The sequence below is a fragment of the Pseudomarimonas salicorniae genome (assembly GCF_023156535.1).
GTDB classification, from domain to species: domain Bacteria; phylum Pseudomonadota; class Gammaproteobacteria; order Xanthomonadales; family Xanthomonadaceae; genus Pseudomarimonas; species Pseudomarimonas salicorniae.
Map to the genome: position 1 here is coordinate 43,811 of NZ_JALNMH010000002.1, position 13,854 is coordinate 57,664.

Sequence of the window (13,854 nt, forward strand, 5' to 3'; positions counted from 1 at the left end):
ACCCGCGGCATGGACTACCCGGGGAGACCTCATGGCACGAGTTCTGATCGTCGACGATTCGCCTTCGCAGCTCATGGGCATGCGGCGCATCGTCGAGAAGCTGGGACATGACATCCTGACCGCCGAGGATGGCCAGCAAGGCGTGGAGGTCGCCAAGCGCGAGATCCCCGATCTGATCCTGATGGACGTGGTGATGCCGAACCTCAACGGTTTCCAGGCCACCCGCTCCATTTCGAAGGAGCCCAGCACCTCGCATATCCCGATCATCCTGGTCACCACCAAGGACCAGGAGACCGACAAGGTCTGGGGCATGCGCCAAGGCGCCAAGGCCTACCTGACCAAGCCGGTCAACGAGGCAGCGCTGGTCAAGCTGGTCAAGGAGCTGCTGCCGGAGTAGTCCGCCGCGGCCGATTGAAACCCACAAGGCCCGCCGAAAGGCGGGCCTTGTTGTTATGGGGAGCAAGCCGGCAGGGTGTGGGCGGTGGGGCGCATGTTTGCCCTTCGCGGGGCGTGGCCGAGTCCCACAGGATGCCCCTGGGCGCACCGGAGGTAGCGTCCGAATGCCCGTATCGGTGCCCCCACGGCGCACCCTACGGATGTCTGCTTCCCCACCCTTCCCGCGACATCGCCCTGTTGGCTCCGCGCCATCGCCATGCCGGCACGCGCGCAAAAAAAAGGCCTCCCGTTTCGGGGAGGCCGAACAAGCCCTGTGTACGTAAATCAATTCAGAAAGGCAGAGTCCACTGCGCCTCGAACTCGAGCTGGCGTCCGGTCTGGAAGCCGCGCTGCAGATAGGGGGCGGAGCCAAGGAAATAGGTCACCGGGGAGTAGCTGGCGCCAACGCGCAGCTGGCCCCAGCGCTGGCTGTCGCGCAGATAGGCGACCGAGATGTTCTGGTCGGAGTAAAGCTCCTCCAGCGCGCGGTCGAGCAGCTGCGAGGTCGGACGTGGCTGTTGCTGAGTTGCCAGGCGCAGCGACCACTGACCGCGGAAATCATCTCGCAGGCGGGCCTCGACCGCGAACACGGTCAGGTCGCGCCAGGCGAAGTCCGGCGAGGCACCGTCGCCAAGCAGGGCGAGGAACCGGGTCGGCAGGCTGGCGCTGGTGAAGGTCGGGATCTCGCGGTAGAAGACCCGCTGAACCTCGCCGACCAGCGAAAGGCGGGCGCCGACCGGAGCCTCCAGCGCGAGTCGCGCATAGCCCGGAATATCGAAGTCACCCGCTTCGGAATAGACGCCGCGGTAGGCCTTGAAAGGATCCATCTCGATCCGCGACTGCACCGCGGCATCGACCAGCCATCCTCCGTCGCCCAGCGCATTGCGCCAGTCCACGCGCACCGCATTGCCGGTGCTGCTCTCATGCACCCCGCCGCCGATGCCGAGGAAGCGCCGGTGGTTGTAGGAGCCGTCCCACTCACCGTAGCCGAAGCCCTGGGTGGCGTAGTGCTGGCGCGCGACCACGGCAGAGATGCCGAATTCGCCGAAGCCGGCGCTACGCAGGCCAAGACGGGTGCCGGAATACTGTGAGGAGATCGCGCGGCCGGACAGATCGCCGTCGACCGAGAACGCGTTGCTGCGCGGAACCGCGGTGGCCGCATCGGAAGCCCAGCCCAGGTCGGCGTCCAGCGAGGACACGCGCAGCGCTACGCCGCGCACCGTCCACCCGGCCAGCGCCTCGGCGCCCGGCTGCTCGGGCAGCACGCTCGGAAGCGCTACGGCGGCAGGTCGGTACCAGTCGAAGTCCGGGGCCATGTTCGCGCCCGCGTACTCCTTCCACTGTTCGAGATGGCCGCCGCCGGCCATGGCCAGGGTGGGGGCGAGGGCGGCGCAGAGGGCAAGGCTGAGTCTGGAAGGTCGCATGGACGCGGGAAGGGTCCGGTTTGACTGCGGAATCAGGCGCCGAGTATGGGCATACCGTTGCCCAGCGTCAACGGCCTGTTGCGAAAAACGCCACGGCCGCGACGCAGCCGATATGGCGCCATACCGGCGATTCCGAGGCCGATGTTGCGGAAACCCAACAGATCGAGCCGCTGTCCCGGGCCAGCGGGCTTGACCTGCTCCGGACGTGCTGCAGGCATAATCCGGGCAGCGCCGTCCCGACCCTGCGCCCGGCCGGGCGCGTCCGGTCACGCCGCGATCCATCGGTCGTCCGATGCGTGTCCATCCATTCCATTCGAGGGAGTCGCCTACGATGCGAAGCTTCACCCCGGCCACCCTGCTGGCCCTCATTCCCCTGGCGGTCGCCGCCCAGCCGAACAAGCCGGAGACCGTGACCACCATCGAGCTGGGCATCGAGCATTCGCTGCCGATGGCCCGCGAAGCCGGCGCCAAGGCCGCGGCCAAGCCGGAGTTCGCCATCGTCGAAGAGGACGGACACCTGATTCCGCTGCACCTCCACGTCGCCGCCGACGGCAGTTCGCGCATCGAGTGCCGCGAGGACCACGCAGTACAGCGGCAATCGGCCACATCCGCCGCCGGGGAGTCCCGCCGATGAGCCGCCTGCTTGCCCTGCCCCTGCTGCTCGCCTCCGGCCTCGCCGGCGCTGCCGCCACCCAGCCGATCGCCCCCGGACAGACCGCCGTGGTCACCCTGCAGGGCAGTGGCTTCACCAATGCCCTGGTGCTGAACGTGCCGGAAGGCGTCGAGCGCCTGCGCCTGCGCGCAACGGCGGCCAACCCCGCGACGGATATCGATCTGCTGGTCCGCTACGGTTCGCCGTTCCCGGACACCACCTTCGACGGCGCGCCGCCCTCGCCGGGCTACCTGTTCGACCATGCCGTCCAGCTCTCGGCCAATGCCGAGGGTGACGAGTTCATCGTGCTCTCCAGCGCCAGCGGCGTGCCGCTGCGCGCCGGACCGGTGCACATCTCGCTGCTCAACTTCGACGCCGCGCCGGCCACCATCACCTTCAGCTCGGAGGTGTTGCCGGCCGACTTCTTCGTGCCGATCACGGTTGTCTTCAACGACACCCGCGGCGGCTGCGACGTGGCCGGGTGGAACGACGCCGCGGCGGCCTCGCCAGTGCGCGGCAACAGCGGCACCACGCTCGGCCAGCAGCGCCGCAACGCGCTGAACGAGGCCGCGCGCCTGCTCAGCGAGGAGCTGCGCCCGATTGCCCCGCTGACCGTCCAGGCCTGCTGGGACACCCTGGAGTTCGGCGACAACGGCGGCACCCTCGCCCAGGCTGGCCCCTACTACCGCCTGGTCCGCGACGCCGGCCGCGGCTTCGGCGTGAACTTCCTGCCCGAGCGCTTCGTGACCTTCCCGGGCACGGTCTCGGCGCACCAGGCCGGAAACAACATCTGCCGCTACGCCGGCGGCCGCTGCGCCGAATACCTGCCGGATGTGTTCTCCGAGTTCAACTACGCGGTCGACCAGTCCAGCAACGCCAATCGCCGCTTCGACTACGGCTTCGAGGCACAGCCGGGCACCACCAGCTTCATCAGCGTGGCCATGCACGAGATCGCCCACGGACTCGGATTCGCCGGCTCGCTCGACCTGTCGTCCAGCTCGAGCCGCTTCGGTGACCAGCGGCTGTTCCGCGGCCTGCCCTACGACGACACCTACGGCAACAAGGTGCGCTCGTCGGTCGGCGGCGCCCTGAACCCGACTCCGTTCCTGCGTCTCGATAATGGAGACCGTCTCAACGCACTGGTCAGCACGGTGGGTCTGCGCTTCGGCGGTCCGATCACCCTCAGCTCACCGGACAACCCGTTCTCCCTGGAGCCGTCCCCGGGCAACCATCTCGCCCTGCACGCCCCGTCCCCGGTCGCGCCCGGTTCGACCTACTCGCATCTGAGCACGCTCAACAACGCAGCGGGCCCGCAGCTGATGACCGCTTCGATCAACGCTTCGGGTCCGCGCTCGCTGGGCCTTGGCCGTCTGGTGCTGCAGGATATCGGCTGGTACCGGAGCACCCGGGCGCCCTCGCCCGCCCTGCAGATCTCCGAAGGCCAGTACTTCGACCCCAAGCGCAACGGTCACGGCTTCGAGATCCGCCGTATCGCCGGGTTCAGCGCGCGGAATGGCGACCCGTTGTACTTCGTCACCTTCTATACCTATGACGGCGACGGCCGTCCGGAGTTCTTCACCGCCACCGGGACCCTGGTCGAGGGCGTATTCTCGCCGGCTCAGGACGCCACCACCGGTGACTCCCTGCTGCGCAACCTCTACCTTGGCCGCAACAGCTCGCCGCAGACCCAGGCCGACCCTTCGCCGGACTACGACGGCCAGGTGCGCATCGACTTCGGCAATGCCGCCAACCACCCGGCCTGTTTCACCAGTGCCGAGGGCCGCAACTTCAGCTCGCCGATGGCCGTGCTGTCCTTCAGCATCAATGCCGACGACGAGACCCAGTGGTGCGTGGAGGCGCTGACCGATCCGGCCGCCGCGCCGCAGGTCGACTTCAGCAACCAGTGGTACGACCCGGCCGATGGCGGCTGGGGCTTGTCGATCGTCAGCGTGCCGGGCAATGGCGGCGATGCGCTGGCGCTGGAGATCTACTATCCCGACGCCCAGGGCCGCGGCCGCTGGGGCCTGGTCCAGACCGACCGCTACGAGCCGGGCGCGCCCATGCCGGTGGTGTCCTTCGACGGCTTCTGCCGCGAGTGCGAGCCGAGCGAACTCGAGGCCGTGCAGATCGGCGAGATGGTGCTCAACCTGCGTCGGCCGGGCGAGGGTCCGAGCACGGTCAGCTTCGATGTGACCTGGCCGGGCGCCGAGGGCGGGCGCTTCACCCGCACCAACTCGACCATCATTCCGGTAGGAACGCCAGGGTTCTGATTCCCGGTACACGTCACGGGGCAGGTCCTGCGACCTGCCCCGTGGCCAGCGGATCAGCCGTTGACCCGCTCGGAGATCGCCTCGCCGAAACTGCGGGTGTTACCGGTGCCGCCGAGATCCGGCGTCAGGCGATCCCGCGCTTCCATCGTGCTGACGATGGCGCGGCGCAGGCGACGGGCGTCCTCTTCCTTGCCGAGGTGGCCGAGCATCTGCGCGGCGCCGAGCAGCAGGGCGCAGGGATTGGCGATGCCCTGGCCGGCAATGTCCGGGGCCGAGCCATGCACCGCCTCGAAGATGGCAGCGTCCTTGCCGATGTTGGCGCCGGGGGCGAGGCCCAGGCCGCCGACCAGGCCGGCGCACAGGTCGGAGACGATGTCGCCGAACAGGTTGGTGGTGACGATGACGTCGAACTGCTCGGGACGCATCACCAGCTGCATGCAGGTGTTGTCGACGATCATCTCGTTGCACTCGATGTCCGGGAAGTCCGCGGCGACCAGGCGCGCGGTGCGCAGGAACAGGCCGGAGGTCGACTTCAGGATGTTCGCCTTGTGCACCACGGTGACCTTCTTGCGACCCTGCTTGCGGGCCATCTCGAAGGCATAGCGGACGATCCGCTCGGAGCCATGGCGGGTGATCTGCTGGGTCAGCGAGGCGACCTCGCCGTCCTCGCTGAGCTGCTGGCCGAGGCCGATGTAGGCGCCCTCTGTGTTCTCCCGCACGGTGATGATGTCGATGCCCGAATAGCGCGACTTGGTGTTCGGAAAGCTGATCGCCGGACGCACGTTGGCGTACAGGTCGAAGTGCTTGCGCAGCTCGACGTTGATCGAGGAGAAGCCCTCGCCGACCGGCGTGGTCAGCGGGCTCTTCAGGGCCACCCGATGACGGCTGATCGCTTCCAGGGTCTTGGCCGGCAGCAGCTCGCCGCAGGCCTCGTAAGCGCCCAGACCGGCCTCGACGAAGTCGTAGTCGAAGCCGAGCTTCATCCGGTCCAGCACCTCGAGGGTGGCGTCCATGATCTCGGGGCCGATGCCGTCGCCCCGGATTACCGCAATCGTCTGAGACATTGAGTATCCTTGTGCCGCGCCCTCGCCTGCTGCGGCACCTTGCCGCGGCCGCCTGCGCGTTGTGAGTCAGCCGCCCATTATGGTTGCACGACGCAACCAAGGTACAGCGACAGAACATGAACAGGCCTTCAGGACCGACCCGTTTCGCCCTCGCCGCCGGCCTGCTGGCCACGCTGCCGCTGGCCGCCGCGGCCAGCAGTGCGGCACCGCCCAGCCTGTCCCTGGCGCCGCTCGAGGGCGGCCAGCTGCAGGTCCTGGTCGAAGGCCAGTGGGCGCCACGCTGCCTGCCGGCGCCGGCCAATGCCTGGGCCAAGGGCCAGGATATTCATGTCGAGCTGCGCCTGCCCAAGGCGCAGTGCGGCAGCGATCCCAAGACCGCGTTCGAACTGCGCAGCGGACCGATCGACCTGCCCACCGGCGCCGGGCTCGGCCAGCGTCCCTGGCGCCTGCATCTGACCGATGCCGACAGTGGACGCCTGCTCGCCTTCAGCCTGGCCGGCGGCGAGGGACAGGCCGCGGATGCGCCGGAATCCGGCCTGTGGTGGCCGGAGGCAGGCGGAGAATTCGACACCAGCGGACCCGGCTTCGGCGCGCAGATCGAAGTCCAGCAGGACACCCTGGCGATCAACGTGTCGGGCTATGACGCCGACGGCGCGCCGACCTGGTGGTTTGGCGCAGCGCCGCTGTCCCGACCCACGCAGGCCATCGAGCTGAGCGTCCTGGGCGGAGGCGGCGGGCCGTTCGGAGCCTATTCCGCGCCCAAGCAGCTCAGCGGCGCCGGCACCCTGCACGTGGAATGGCGCGGCAGCGCCCGCGCCGTGTTCTGGTTTCTTGCGCCGGCCGCCGACGGGCAGGGCCTTGAGCTGCGTCCGGTATCGATGACCCGGTTCGCCTTTGCCACGCGACCGGGGGAGAGCTGGACCGGCGACTGGGTGCTGCACCGCGAGCCGGCCGAGGGGGCGTCGAGCGTCGAACTGCACCGCTTTGAATGGCTGGATGGCGATGCCGAGAGTTTCGAGCTGCTCAGCGACCGCGGCCAACGTCTGGCCTGCCGCCGCGGCGACGCCATGGAGCAGGCGCCGCGCGCCTGCCAGCTTCTGCCGCTGGGTTCCGGCCGGGCCCTGAGGTTCACGGACGTCGGTCTCGACGGCATGGTCACCCGGCATTCCGGCGAGCGGATCAGCCTGCGCCGTCTGCGCTGAGCCAGGGCCTCAGCGCTCGGCCGGGCCCTCCAGCTGGTCGAGGAAATCCACCGCCCGACGCAGGTGGGGGATGACGATGCTGCCGCCCACCACGAGACCGACCGAGAACGTCTCGAAGAACTCCTCCCGGCTGACCCCGGCCTCCTTGCACTGGGCCACGTGGTAACTGATGCAGTCGTCGCAGCGCAGCACCATCGAGGCGACCAGGCCGAGCAGCTCCTTGGTCTTGTGGTCGAGAGCGCCTTCCTTGTAGGTCTGGGTGTCGAGGGCGAAGAATCGCCGCACGACCTGGTTGTCCTCGGCGAGGATCCGCTCGTTCATCCGCTTGCGGTAGGCGGTGAACTCGGCGACGCGGTCGCCGCCCGAGCCCTGCTGGCCGTCCTCGACGCTCATGCCTTGCCCTCCAGGAGCTCGCCCAGCCCGCCGGCGCGGTCGAGCGCGACCAGGTCATCGTAGCCGCCGACATGGACCTCGCCGACGAAGATCTGCGGCACCGAGGTGCGGCGGGCACGCGAGAGCATCTCGTCGCGCCGTGCCGGGTCGAGGTCGATGCGGACCTCGCTCCATTCGACGCCGCGACTCTTCAGGAAGTTCTTGGCGGCCACGCAGTAGGGGCAGATGGCGGTGGTGTAAAGCGTCACGGCAGGCAAGGCAGCACTCCATTTGGGGCACCGGGCGAACTTTGGCCGGCGCTGCAGGTCTTTAACCTCGGTTGCTATATGGTGCCGTATCGTCCGCTTTCCAGTGCAGCGGGGCGATCCCGCATTGACCCGCACTGTGGCCATTCGGCCCCCGAGGAAACCCCATGCCGCGCCTTGCCTCCTGCCTGTTTGCCTGCCTGACCTGCCTTGCGGCAGGAGCCCCGCTGGCCCAGGACCGTACCCAGTTGCCCGAGATCGGCTCCTCGGCGGCCCAGCTGATCTCGCCGGCACAGGAACGCGCCTACGCCCGCCAGATGCTCGGCGAGATGCGCCGCTACGGCCTGCTGCTGGAGGATCCGCTGCTGTCCGACTGGCTGCAATCCATCGGCCACCGCATCGCCGCCCGCAGCGACCGGCCCGAGCAGCCCTTCACCTTCTTCTTCGTTCGCTCGCGCGACATCAATGCCTTCGCCACCCTGGGCGGCTACATCGGCATGAACGCGGGGCTGGTCCTGACCGCGGAGACCGAAGACGAAGTCGCGGCGGTCCTGGCACACGAGGTGGCGCACGCCACCCAGCGGCACATCGTGCGCTCGGTCGAATCGGCCCAGCGCGACAGCCTGCCGATCCTGCTCGGCATGCTCGGCGTCCTGGCCGCCGCCTCGGCCAGCGACAGCAACAGCGCGGGCGATGCCTCACAGGCGGCGATCGCCGGCGGCCTGGCGCTGATGCAGCAACGGCAGATCAACTACACCCGCTCCAACGAGCACGAAGCCGACCGGGTCGGCATCCAGACGCTGGCCCGCTCCGGCTACGACCCGCTGGCAATGGCCAGCTTCTTCGGCCGCATGCAGCGAGCGACCCGCTCGCAGGGCGACGGCATGCCGGACTTCCTGCGCACCCATCCGGTCACCACCACCCGCATCTCTGAGGCCAAGGACCGCGCCGAGGAGCTCGGCAAGCGCGCCGGGGGGCTCCCCGCGCTGACCGACGAGCCGATCAACCCGGCCCTGCCCGGCCACGTCCACGAGTCGCTGAGCCTCGCCCATGGCCCCGATCCGCTGGGGTTCGCCCTGGCCCGCGAGCGGCTGCGCGTGCTCAGCGCGCAGAGCCCGACCGAGGCGCTGGCCGAGTACCGGCGGCGCGAACGCGCGGGCGACGAGCTCACCGAGGCCGAGCGCTACGGCTATGCCCTGACCCTGCTGCGCACCGGCAAGGCGGAGCGCGCCCTTGCCCTGCTCGACCCGCTTCAGGCCAAGCATGACGACCGCTTCTGGTTCGACCTCGCCTGGGCCGAGGCGCTGGAGCGTAATGGCCAGCGCGCCGAGGCCGACGCCGCCTTTGGCCGGATGCTCGACCGCCAGCCGCGCAACCGGGCGATCGCCATGAGCTACGCCGGCGTCCTGGCCGAACGCGGCACGCGCGAGGCAGGCCTTGCCGCTCAGGCCGTGCTGCGGCCGGTGCTGAGCGAGAGTCCCTACGATCCCTCGCTGCAGGAAAGCTTCGGCCGCGCCTGCGAGCTGGCCGGCGATCTGCCGCGCGCCGCAGAGGCCTTTGCCGAGGCCGCCTTCCTCAGCGGTCGCGCCGAGGATGCACTGAACCAGCTGCAGCGCCTCAAGCAGCGCGAGGACATCGACTACGTGCAGCGCGCCCGCATCGATGCGCGCATCGCCGAAATGACCCCGATCGTGCTCGAGCTGCGCGAGCGCGGGATCCGCGCCGGCGACCGCTCGCGCTCGATGGCTCCGGGCGCCGCGGCCCGCACCCTTCGCTGAGCGGGGGCAAGGCCGGCGCCGCGGGCTGCGGGCTGCGGGCTGCGTCAGACGTTGGATCGACTCGCAGCGGTGGCCGCGGTGCGCGATCCCTGTGATTGGCCGGGACCGCGTCACCGTATGGTCATAAATCTGTTATGTACTTGGTCGGGTTCCGATTCTCGTGAGCTCGAGTGAACAAGCGCATTCTGATCATCGATGACGAACCGGCTATCCGTGACATGGTCGCCTATGCCCTGCGCAAGGCGGAGTACGAGCCGGTACCGGCGGGCGACGCCCGCGAAGCCCAGGTGCGCATCTCCGAGCGCGTGCCGGACCTGATCCTGCTCGACTGGATGCTGCCCGGCACCTCGGGTCTCGAGCTTGCGCGCCGCTTCCGCCGCGACGAGCTGACCCGGGAGATCCCGATCATCATGCTGACCGCCCGCGGCGAGGAGAACGACCGCGTCAGCGGCCTCGAATCCGGGGTCGACGACTACGTGGTCAAGCCCTTCTCGGCGCGCGAGCTGCTGGCCCGGATCAAGGCGGTGATGCGCCGGGCCCGGGGCGACTCCGAGGACGGCAGCGTCTCGCTCGGCGGCCTGCGCATCGACGGCCCAGCCCACCGCGTATTCGCCGGCGAAGCGCCGGTCGAGATCGGCCCGACCGAATACCGCCTGCTGCATTTCTTCATGACCCATCCCGAGCGCGTCTATTCGCGCACCCAGCTGCTCGACCAGGTCTGGGGCAGCAATGTCTACGTCGAAGAGCGCACCGTCGACGTGCATATCCGTCGACTGCGCAAGACGCTGGAACCGCACGGCGTCGACGGCCTGGTGCAGACCGTGCGTGGCGCGGGGTACCGCTTTTCCACGAGCTATTGAACCGGCGCGGCCAACCTCGCGGCGCTGACCACCGTCCAGGCTACGGCTAACATGCCTGCATGAACTGGATCCCCGGGCGCGCCTGGCAACACTCCCTTTGGCGGCTGGCCGGCTGGCTGCTGCTCTGCGCCGTGGCCGGCGGCGTGTTCGGACGGCCCCTGGCCGGACTCAGCCTGGGCCTCGCTGGGGCGTTGGGCTGGCATTACTGGCAGATCCACCGCCTGCTGCGCCAGCTCGGCTCGCGCAGGGCCATCGCCTCACCCGAGGGCTGGGGCGTGTTCAGCGAGATCCAGGCCCAGCTGTTTCGCCGCCAGCGCGAGTCCAGGCAGCGCAAGCGGCGCCTGCAGTCCCTGCTGCATGCCTTCCGCGAAGCCGCGGCCGCCCTGCCCGACGGCGTGCTGGTGGTCTCCCGGCGCGACGGCCGGATCGCCTGGTTCAACGAATCCGCGACCCGCCTGCTCGGGCTGCGTCATCCGGACGATCTCGGAGCCCGGCTGACCCACCTGCTGCGTGCGCCCCGGGTGGTCGAATGGCTGTCGGGCGACGCCTCCGAGCCGCTGATCGACCTGCCCTCGCCGGTCGATCCGCAACGTCGGCTGCTGCTGCGCCTGGCCGACTACACCAGCGAGCAGAAGCTGCTGATTGCCCGCGATGTCAGCAAGCTCATGCAGCTGGAGCAGGTGCGCCGCGATTTCGTCGCCAACGTCAGCCACGAGCTGCGCACGCCGTTGACCGTGATCCACGGCTACCTCGACATGCTCGATGGCGAGGACAACCCCGAGCTCGCCGGCTTGCTCGATGAGATGCGCAGCCAGTCGGCGCGCATGAACCGCATCGTCGAGGACCTGCTGACGCTTTCGCGCCTCGAGTCGATGGACCGGGTGCCGAGCGAGCGGGTGCCGATGCAGCCCCTGCTGCAGGCCCTGCGCCGTGATGCCGAGGCGCTCTCCTCGGGCCGGCACCGGATCAGCCTGGACGAGCACTGCCCCTGCGACCTGCTGGGCTCGTCCAAGGAGCTGCAGAGCGCGTTCTCCAACCTGGTCAGCAATGCGGTCCGCTACACCCCGGCGGGGGGCGAGGTGCGCATCCGCTTCGCGCGCGAGGCGGACGGCGGAGCACGGCTCTCGGTCAGCGACAGCGGGCCGGGTATCGCCCCCCAGCACCTGCCACGGATCACCGAGCGCTTCTACCGGGTGTCGAACAGCCGCTCGCGCGATACGGGCGGCACCGGACTTGGCCTTGCCATCGTCAAGCACGCCCTGAACCTGCATCATGCAAGGCTGGAGATCGAAAGCGAACTCGGCCGGGGCAGCACCTTCAGCTGCGTGTTCGCCCCGGAGCAGGTCGCCGCACAGGAACAGGACGCAGCATGAGCACCGCCAAGCGCAAGCCCAGCCCCGAGCGCAGCCCCGCCCCCAGGCGCGTGGGCGGCGGCGAGGACCCCTTCCGCGACCCCGCGCTGTTCCTCAACCGCGAACTCTCGCAGCTGGAGTTCAACCGCCGGGTGATGGCCCAGGCGATGGATGCCTCGATTCCCCTGCTCGAGCGTCTGAAGTACCTGTGCATCTCCTGCACCAACCTCGACGAATTCTTCGAGATCCGCGCCGCCACCGTGCGCACGGCGCTGGAGTACGGCGGCCCGCTGCCACCGGACGGGCTGACCCCCGCGGCTGCGATGGGCGCCATCCATGAGCATGCCGGGCGGCTGGTGCAGGCCCAGTACCAGTTCTGGAACGACACGCTGCGTCCGGCGCTGGCCGATGCGGGCATCCGCATCCTGCCGCGCGAGGCCTGGAACGCGAAGCTGCGCCGATGGCTGCACGAGCTGTTCATCGAGGAGATCCTGCCGGTGCTCTCGCCGCTGGGCCTCGACCCTTCGCACCCCTTCCCGCGGATCCTCAACAAGTCGCTGAACGTGGTGGTTGTGCTGGAAGGCCGCGATGCCTTCGGCCGCTCCGGCGGCATGGCGATCGTCCGCGCGCCCCGCTCGCTGCCGCGCATCGTCCGCCTGCCGCTTGAGGTCAGCGGTGGCGAGAACGACTTCGTCCTGCTCTCGGCCATCCTCAGCGCCTTCGTGGACGAGATGTTCCCCGGCATGCGGGTCAAGGGCGCCTACCAGTTCCGGGTCACCCGCAACTCCGAGCTGTTCGTCGACGAGGAGGAGGTCGAGAACCTCGCCCACGCGCTGAAGGACGAACTCGCCGGGCGCGGCTTTCGCCGCGCTGTGAGGCTGGAGATCGCCGAGAACTGTCCGACGCCGATCGTGCGCATCCTGCTGCAGAACTTCGACCTGCAGGAGAACGCGCTTTACCGGATCAACGGCCCGGTCAACCTCAACCGGGTCATCGCGGTCTATGACATGGTCGACCGGCCGGAGCTGAAGTTCCCGTCCTTCACCCCGCGTCCGGCGCGGATCTCGGGCGACACACCCTTCGACAGCATCAGCCGCCATGACGTGCTGCTGCATCACCCCTACGAGAGCTTCCAGACCGTTCTCGACGTGATGAAGGCGGCCGCGCACGACCCGGACGTGCTGGCGATCAAGCAGACCCTGTACCGCGCCGGCGCCAATTCGCCCCTGGTCGAAAGCCTGATCACCGCGGCGCGCAACGGCAAGGACGTCACCGTGGTGATCGAGCTGCGGGCCCGCTTCGACGAGGAGGCCAACATCCGCCTCGCCGACCGCCTGCAGGAGGTCGGCGTGCAGGTCGTCTACGGCGTGGTCGGCTACAAGACCCACGCCAAGATGCTGCTGATCGTGCGCCGGGAGGGCAGCAAGCTGCGGCGCTACGTGCATCTCGGCACCGGCAACTACCACCCGGGCACGGCGCGGGTCTACACCGACGTGGGCCTGTTCACCGCCGATCCCGACATCGGCAACGATGTCCACCTGATCTTCCAGCAGCTCTCCGGTCTGTGCACCGAGATCAAGCTCAAGCGCCTGCTGCAGTCGCCCTTTACCCTGCACAAGGGCCTGCTGCGGATGATCGAGCGCGAGACCAGGCTTGCCCGCGCGGGCCGACCGGCGACCATCCAGGCCAAGATGAACGCGCTCAACGAGCCCACAGTGATCCGGGCGCTGTACGAGGCATCCTGCGCCGGCGTCCAGATCGATCTGATCGTGCGCGGCGCCTGCTGCCTGCGTCCCGGAGTCCCGGGCGTCTCGGAGAACATCCGGGTGCGCTCGGTGGTCGGCCGCTTTCTCGAGCACTCGCGGGTGTACTGGTTCGGCAATGACGGCGAACCCGAGATCTACTGCTCCTCCGCCGACTGGATGGAGCGCAACCTGCTGCGCCGGATCGAGACCTGTTTCCCGATCCTCGACCGCGACCTCGCGGCGCGGGTCTACGAGGAGGAGATCGGCAACTATCTGGCCGACAACACGCAGGCCTGGGAGCTGCAGTCCGACGGCAGCTACCTGCGGGTGACGCCGCCCGAGGACGGCATGCCCCATTCGGCGCAGCGCTCCCTGCTGGCGAGGCTCTGCGAATGAGGCCGGCCGCCCCGGCCCTCCAAGGAGCGCCGACCACC

The 13,854-nt window shown here is 69.0% G+C and carries 12 protein-coding genes; 8 read left to right on the plus strand and 4 right to left on the minus strand.

The window, feature by feature from the left end:
• The first annotated feature begins 31 nt into the window (after positions 1 to 31).
• Entirely contained in the window at positions 32 to 397 is a 366-nt protein-coding gene (locus M0G41_RS02730) for a response regulator (RefSeq protein ID WP_248204787.1), read from the plus strand.
• Positions 398 to 725: 328 nt separating this feature from the next.
• On the opposite strand, the gene M0G41_RS02735 is transcribed toward M0G41_RS02730, so the two are convergent.
• Positions 726 to 1,859 (minus strand): hypothetical protein, encoded by a 1,134-nt coding sequence (locus M0G41_RS02735; protein WP_248204790.1) that lies wholly within the window; start codon positions 1,857 to 1,859, stop codon positions 726 to 728.
• A gap of 331 nt (positions 1,860 to 2,190) precedes the next feature.
• Between M0G41_RS02735 and M0G41_RS02740 the strand changes: the two genes are divergently transcribed.
• Both M0G41_RS02740 and M0G41_RS02745 read left to right on the plus strand, forming a co-directional pair.
• Positions 2,191 to 2,493 carry a hypothetical protein gene (locus M0G41_RS02740; RefSeq protein ID WP_248204791.1) on the plus strand — a complete coding sequence of 101 codons (303 nt, stop codon included), beginning with the start codon at positions 2,191 to 2,193 and terminating at the stop codon, positions 2,491 to 2,493.
• Positions 2,490 to 4,781 carry a hypothetical protein gene (locus M0G41_RS02745; RefSeq protein ID WP_248204794.1) on the plus strand — a complete coding sequence of 764 codons (2,292 nt, stop codon included), beginning with the start codon at positions 2,490 to 2,492 and terminating at the stop codon, positions 4,779 to 4,781. Before M0G41_RS02740 ends, M0G41_RS02745 begins: the two co-directional genes overlap by 4 nt.
• A 53-nt stretch (positions 4,782 to 4,834) precedes the next feature.
• Here the strand turns inward: M0G41_RS02745 and M0G41_RS02750 are convergent, their stop codons facing one another.
• A complete protein-coding gene (locus tag M0G41_RS02750; protein WP_248204795.1) occupies positions 4,835 to 5,845 on the minus strand; it encodes an isocitrate dehydrogenase in 1,011 nt (336 codons plus the stop codon).
• A 116-nt stretch (positions 5,846 to 5,961) separates the two neighbouring features.
• Here M0G41_RS02750 and M0G41_RS02755 point away from each other — a divergent pair, with 116 nt between their 5' ends.
• Positions 5,962 to 7,047: a hypothetical protein gene (locus M0G41_RS02755; RefSeq protein ID WP_248204797.1), complete on the plus strand. Its 1,086-nt coding sequence runs from the start codon at positions 5,962 to 5,964 to the stop codon at positions 7,045 to 7,047.
• A gap of 9 nt (positions 7,048 to 7,056) precedes the next feature.
• Here the strand turns inward: M0G41_RS02755 and M0G41_RS02760 are convergent, their stop codons facing one another.
• Positions 7,057 to 7,440: a carboxymuconolactone decarboxylase family protein gene (locus M0G41_RS02760; RefSeq protein WP_248204799.1), complete on the minus strand. Its 384-nt coding sequence runs from the start codon at positions 7,438 to 7,440 to the stop codon at positions 7,057 to 7,059.
• Positions 7,437 to 7,745, minus strand: a complete 309-nt coding sequence (gene grxC / locus M0G41_RS02765) for a glutaredoxin 3 (RefSeq protein WP_248205582.1) — start codon at positions 7,743 to 7,745, stop codon at positions 7,437 to 7,439. The genes M0G41_RS02760 and grxC overlap by 4 nt, the downstream gene beginning before the upstream one ends.
• Before the next feature lie 107 nt (positions 7,746 to 7,852).
• Between grxC and M0G41_RS02770 the strand changes: the two genes are divergently transcribed.
• From M0G41_RS02770 to ppk1, 4 genes are all read left to right on the plus strand, one after another.
• A complete protein-coding gene (locus M0G41_RS02770; RefSeq protein ID WP_248204801.1) occupies positions 7,853 to 9,463 on the plus strand; it encodes a beta-barrel assembly-enhancing protease in 1,611 nt (536 codons plus the stop codon).
• Between the two features lie 170 nt (positions 9,464 to 9,633).
• Positions 9,634 to 10,323, plus strand: coding sequence for a phosphate regulon transcriptional regulator PhoB (gene phoB / locus M0G41_RS02775; RefSeq protein WP_248204803.1), 690 nt, complete (start codon positions 9,634 to 9,636; stop codon positions 10,321 to 10,323).
• Between the two features lie 59 nt (positions 10,324 to 10,382).
• On the plus strand, positions 10,383 to 11,696 hold the full coding sequence (gene phoR / locus M0G41_RS02780; protein ID WP_248204804.1) for a phosphate regulon sensor histidine kinase PhoR: 1,314 nt from the start codon (positions 10,383 to 10,385) through the stop codon (positions 11,694 to 11,696).
• Entirely contained in the window at positions 11,693 to 13,816 is a 2,124-nt protein-coding gene (gene ppk1 / locus M0G41_RS02785; RefSeq protein ID WP_248204805.1) for a polyphosphate kinase 1, read from the plus strand. The genes phoR and ppk1 overlap by 4 nt, the downstream gene beginning before the upstream one ends.
• The last annotated feature ends 38 nt before the right edge of the window (positions 13,817 to 13,854 follow it).

Bases quoted from the DNA above. Each gene is read 5' to 3' on its own strand.
- M0G41_RS02730 (WP_248204787.1), top strand. From the start codon at position 32: ATGGCACGAGTTCTGATCGTCGACGATTCGCCTTCGCAGCTCATGGGC.
- M0G41_RS02735 (WP_248204790.1), bottom strand. From the start codon at position 1,859: ATGCGACCTTCCAGACTCAGCCTTGCCCTCTGCGCCGCCCTCGCCCCC.
- M0G41_RS02740 (WP_248204791.1), top strand. From the start codon at position 2,191: ATGCGAAGCTTCACCCCGGCCACCCTGCTGGCCCTCATTCCCCTGGCG.
- M0G41_RS02745 (WP_248204794.1), top strand. From the start codon at position 2,490: ATGAGCCGCCTGCTTGCCCTGCCCCTGCTGCTCGCCTCCGGCCTCGCC.
- M0G41_RS02750 (WP_248204795.1), bottom strand. From the start codon at position 5,845: ATGTCTCAGACGATTGCGGTAATCCGGGGCGACGGCATCGGCCCCGAG.
- M0G41_RS02755 (WP_248204797.1), top strand. From the start codon at position 5,962: ATGAACAGGCCTTCAGGACCGACCCGTTTCGCCCTCGCCGCCGGCCTG.
- M0G41_RS02760 (WP_248204799.1), bottom strand. From the start codon at position 7,440: ATGAGCGTCGAGGACGGCCAGCAGGGCTCGGGCGGCGACCGCGTCGCC.
- M0G41_RS02770 (WP_248204801.1), top strand. From the start codon at position 7,853: ATGCCGCGCCTTGCCTCCTGCCTGTTTGCCTGCCTGACCTGCCTTGCG.
- phoR (WP_248204804.1), top strand. From the start codon at position 10,383: ATGAACTGGATCCCCGGGCGCGCCTGGCAACACTCCCTTTGGCGGCTG.
- ppk1 (WP_248204805.1), top strand. From the start codon at position 11,693: ATGAGCACCGCCAAGCGCAAGCCCAGCCCCGAGCGCAGCCCCGCCCCC.